Origin of the sequence: Kineococcus glutinatus (assembly GCF_039542765.1) — a bacterium.
Taxonomy (GTDB): Bacteria; Actinomycetota; Actinomycetes; order Actinomycetales; family Kineococcaceae; genus Kineococcus_A; species Kineococcus_A glutinatus.
Genome location: NZ_BAABIL010000148.1, coordinates 1 through 811 on the forward strand (window position 1 = coordinate 1; position 811 = coordinate 811).

Sequence of the window (811 nt, forward strand, 5' to 3'; positions counted from 1 at the left end):
GGCCCCGCCCTCCAGCAGCAGTTCCGCGTGCTGGGCCTCCCGCGCGGCCGCGACGACGGTGGCGCGCGGGGCCATCCGGCGCAGCGTGAGGGTGGCGAGGATCGCGGTGTCGTCGCGGTCGAGGGCCACGATGACGGTGCGGGCGCGCTGCACGAGCGCCTCCCGCAGCACCTCGGGGCTGGTGGCGCTGCCCGTCACCACGACGTAGCCGTCCGCCGAGGCCTGGGCGGCGACGCGCGCGTCGGACTCCACCACGACCAGGTCCTGCTGCGGGTGGTCGCGCATCCGCAGGGCGCGCAACGCGTTGCGGCCCTTCGTGCCGTAGCCCAGGACGACGACGTGGTCGCGCATGCGTGCCCTCCACCGCGCCAGGCGGAACTCCGTGCGGGAGCGCTCGGTGAGCGCCTGGATGGTCGTGCCGACGAGGATGATGACGAACAGCACCCGCATGGGGGTGATGAGCAGGGCGTTGGTGAGCCGCGCGGCCTGCGTGACGGGCGTGATGTCGCCGTAGCCGGTCGTGGAGAGCGTGACCGTCGTGTAGTACAGGGCGTCGATGACCGACACCTCGCCGTCGCGGCTGTCGGTGTAGCTGTCGCGCTCGACGAGGACCAGCGCCCAGTTGAGCAGGACCAGCCCACCGGCCAGGGCGAAGCGCAGCAGGATGGAGCGCAGCGGCCCGATCGCCCTGCGTGCCGGTAGTTGCACCCGCTCGACGTCGGCCACCCCCCTTGCCTACCACGCGGGCCGGCCGGCGGCGCGACCGGACCGCGCGGCGCGACCGGACCGCGCGGCGCGACCGGACCGCGCG

At 74.7% G+C, this 811-nt stretch carries 1 protein-coding gene; it reads right to left on the reverse strand.

The genetic code is table 11. From position 1 onward, the window contains the following. A partial coding sequence (locus tag ABEB16_RS06530; RefSeq protein ID WP_345711449.1) for a potassium channel family protein occupies positions 1–726 on the reverse strand: 726 nt, incomplete at its 3' end. Between the last annotated feature and the right edge of the window lie 85 nt (positions 727–811).